The sequence below is a fragment of the Flavobacterium sp. genome (assembly GCF_035456085.1).
GTDB lineage: Bacteria > Bacteroidota > Bacteroidia > Flavobacteriales > Flavobacteriaceae > Flavobacterium.
In genome coordinates this window covers 1-3,212 of the sequence record NZ_DATIDY010000137.1, presented here as the reverse complement: position 1 = coordinate 3,212, position 3,212 = coordinate 1, and the positions used below count along the sequence as shown (strand labels likewise).

Genomic DNA, 3,212 nt, shown 5'->3' with positions numbered 1-3,212 from the left:
CGAGCATAACACTGGTTCTGATGCCGGCGGAATGAACACTACCGCCGTTCGTGAGGGTGATTTCTGGATAGTCAATGGAGCCAAAAATTTTATTACACATGCTATTTCAGGTGATATAGCGGTTGTGGTTGTTCGCACTGGAGCAAAAGGAGATTCAAAAGGAATGACTACGTTTGTTTTTGAAAAAGGAATGCCAGGTTTTTCATCAGGCAAAAAAGAAAACAAATTAGGAATGCGTGCCAGCGAAACTGCTGAATTAATATTCGATAACTGCCGTATTCCGGACGCAAATAGATTAGGTGAAATTGGGGATGGTTTTGTGCAGGCAATGAAAATTCTCGATGGTGGCCGAATTTCAATTGGTGCTTTGGCGTTAGGAATCGCCAAAGGTGCCTATGAAGCATCTTTAAAATATTCCAAAGAAAGACATCAATTCGGGCAGCCCATATCCGATTTTCAGGCAATCTCTTTTAAATTAGCAGATATGGCTACCGAAATCGAGGCATCTGAATTGCTATTGCACAAATCTGCGTTCCTAAAAGAACAAAACCGCCCCGTAACAACATTGGGCGCAATGGCCAAAATGTATTCTTCCGAAATGTGTGTGAAAGTTGCCAATGATGCTGTTCAAATACACGGCGGCTATGGTTATACCAAAGATTATCCAGTAGAAAAATTCTATAGGGATTCTAAATTATGTACTATAGGTGAAGGAACTACAGAGATCCAAAAATTAGTTATTTCTCGAAATTTATTAAAATAAGCATTTGGGCGTGACGCCGTTGAGCAAAGAGGCTTACTTTTAGGAAAGCTTACAAAGCCTCTTTACTCAACGGCGTCGGGCTATCCATGCTACTTCGGTAGCTTATTTCTATCCCTCACGCAAAACATAAGGCATTGGAATTTCTAAAGGGTTGTAAATCAATTTTATTCATTCTAAGTTTGTAAGTAGAAAAATAATTTGAAATTTATACTTCAAATTCATAATTAATTTTTACTTTTGCGCACTTAACGAAAGGAGGTGATAAAATTATGTTAATTATACCAATTAAAGACGGAGAAAATATCGATAGAGCATTAAAGCGCTATAAGAGAAAATTTGATAAAACTGGAACAGTAAGACAGTTAAGAGCTCGTACAGCTTTTATAAAACCTTCTGTTACAAATAGAATGAAATTCCAAAAAGCGGCTTACATCCAAGGATTAAGAGATAGTATCGAGAACATCTAATACTTTCAACGCATTTTAAAATAATTTACCGTTAGTTATTAAAGTTTCTTAACTTTGATGCTAACGGTTTTTTTTATGACTACAAATAATAAAGAGGCATTTAGAAATTATCTGCAACTCGAAAAAAAATATTCTCCACATACCATTAATGCTTACTTAAATGATATCTCATATTTTGAGACATTTAATAAAGAAAGCTTTGATCAAGATGTTATTGAACAGGTCAACTATAGTCAAATTAGAAGTTGGATTGTTTCTCTTGTTGATGATGGTGTTTCCAATACTACCGTAAATAGAAAAATCGCTTCGTTAAAAGCATTTTATAAATTTCTATTAAAAATAAAACAAATTGAAATTAATCCTTTGCTTAAACATAAAGCTCTGAAAACGGAAAAGAAACTTCAAATTCCTTTTTCAGAAAAAGAATTGGTTGATGCGTTATCTCAACATCCAGATGTAGAAGGATTTGAAGAAATTAGAGATAAGCTCATAGTTGAACTGTTTTATACTGCGGGCATACGAAGAACCGAACTTATTCATTTGAAAACTGCAAATATCAATTTTACGAATCATACTATTAAGGTATTAGGTAAAAGAGATAAAGAGCGCATTTTGCCTATTCTACCAGTGATTGTAGAGCAGATTAATGAATACATAAAAGAGCGTTCATTGCTTGAAATTATTATAGATTCTGAGTATCTGTTTATTACAAAAAAAGGGTTAAAATTAAATGATTCTTTTGTATATCGCTTAATAAATTCATACTTTAGTACTGTCTCCGAAAAGGTAAAAAAAAGTCCTCACATATTGCGACATACTTTTGCGACTCATTTATTGAACAATGGTGCTGATTTAAATTCTGTCAAGGAATTACTGGGACACTCTAGTCTCGCTTCTACACAAATATATACTCATAGTAGTTTGAATGAGCTCAAGAAAGTGTATAAAGAAGCGCATCCTAGAAACAAAAAATAGTTAGAATGTGTTTAACAATTAAAACGATTGATTATGAAGGTAAATGTTCATGCTGTTAACTTTAATGTTGACAAAAAGCTGGTAGATTTCGTTCAGGAAAGAATGGATAAGTTAGAAAAATATTATGACAGAGTGGTTTCGTCAGATGTTTTTTTAAAAGTAGAAAAGACAAGTGAAAAGGAAAATAAAATTGTCGAGATAAAGATTAATGTTCCAGGAGACGATTTTTTGGTTAAAAAACAGTGTAAATCCTTTGAAGAAGCAGTCGAACAATCAGCGGAATCTCTAGAACGATTACTAGTAAAACGTAAGGAAAAGTTAAGAACACATATTTAATTTAAATTTTTTTCAAAAAATGTTTTGATTAAAAGATAAAATCTCTACATTTGCAGTCCGTTAGAAATAGCGGACTTTTTTTATTGAAATCGCCAGCGTAGCTCAGTTGGCTAGAGCAGCTGATTTGTAATCAGCAGGTCGTGGGTTCGAGTCCCTCCGCCGGCTCTTTTTTCCAATGCGATTTGGAATAGTTCATGTGATTACTGATAAAAAAAGGGGAGATACTCAAGCGGCCAACGAGGGCAGACTGTAAATCTGCTGTGTGAACTTCGCAGGTTCGAATCCTGCTCTCCCCACAAAATTGATTTGAGGTTTAGAATTCTGAATTGAAAATCTTAAATCCTTAGACGAAGGATTCTGCCGACTTAGCTCAGGGGTAGAGTGCTTCCTTGGTAAGGAAGAGGTCACGGGTTCAATTCCCGTAGTTGGCTCAAGTAAGTAGGAAATTGAAATAAATATATAAACTAGATTAAAAATTAAGTAAAATGGCAAAAGAAACCTTTAACCGTTCGAAACCACACTTAAATATTGGTACGATCGGACACGTAGATCACGGTAAAACTACTTTAACAGCAGCAATCACAAAAGTGTTATCTGATGCTGGTTACTGTCAAGCAAAATCATTTGATCAAATTGATAATGCTCCTGAAGAAAAAGAAAGAGGTATTACA

Annotated in this window: 5 protein-coding genes and 3 tRNA genes; all 8 read left to right on the top strand. The window is 34.5% G+C overall.

What is annotated here, in order from left to right; all coding sequences use genetic code 11:
• Nucleotides 1–763, top strand: a 763-nt coding sequence (locus VLC96_RS10955; protein WP_325262913.1) for an acyl-CoA dehydrogenase family protein, incomplete at its 5' end; no start/stop codon positions are given.
• 269 nt (nt 764–1,032) lie between these two features.
• Complete coding sequence (gene rpsU, locus VLC96_RS10950; protein ID WP_115813444.1) at nt 1,033–1,230, top strand: 30S ribosomal protein S21; 198 nt, start codon at nt 1,033–1,035, stop codon at nt 1,228–1,230.
• 75 nt (nt 1,231–1,305) lie between these two features.
• Nucleotides 1,306–2,205, top strand: a complete 900-nt coding sequence (locus VLC96_RS10945; RefSeq protein WP_325262909.1) for a tyrosine-type recombinase/integrase — start codon at nt 1,306–1,308, stop codon at nt 2,203–2,205.
• Nucleotides 2,206–2,238: 33 nt separating this feature from the next.
• A complete protein-coding gene (hpf, locus tag VLC96_RS10940) occupies nt 2,239–2,541 on the top strand; it encodes a ribosome hibernation-promoting factor, HPF/YfiA family (protein ID WP_325262907.1) in 303 nt (100 codons plus the stop codon).
• Between the two features lie 91 nt (nt 2,542–2,632).
• Nucleotides 2,633–2,706: transfer RNA gene (locus VLC96_RS10935), tRNA-Thr, on the top strand.
• A 50-nt stretch (nt 2,707–2,756) separates the two neighbouring features.
• Nucleotides 2,757–2,837: transfer RNA gene (locus VLC96_RS10930), tRNA-Tyr, on the top strand.
• Nucleotides 2,838–2,900: 63 nt separating this feature from the next.
• Nucleotides 2,901–2,972: transfer RNA gene (locus VLC96_RS10925), tRNA-Thr, on the top strand.
• Nucleotides 2,973–3,026: 54 nt separating this feature from the next.
• On the top strand, nt 3,027–3,212 hold a 186-nt coding region (locus VLC96_RS10920; RefSeq protein ID WP_325262906.1), incomplete at its 3' end, for a GTP-binding protein.

Coding starts and splice junctions, on each gene's coding strand:
- rpsU (WP_115813444.1), top strand. CDS start 1,033: ATGTTAATTATACCAATTAAAGACGGAGAAAATATCGATAGAGCATTA.
- hpf (WP_325262907.1), top strand. CDS start 2,239: ATGAAGGTAAATGTTCATGCTGTTAACTTTAATGTTGACAAAAAGCTG.
- VLC96_RS10945 (WP_325262909.1), top strand. CDS start 1,306: ATGACTACAAATAATAAAGAGGCATTTAGAAATTATCTGCAACTCGAA.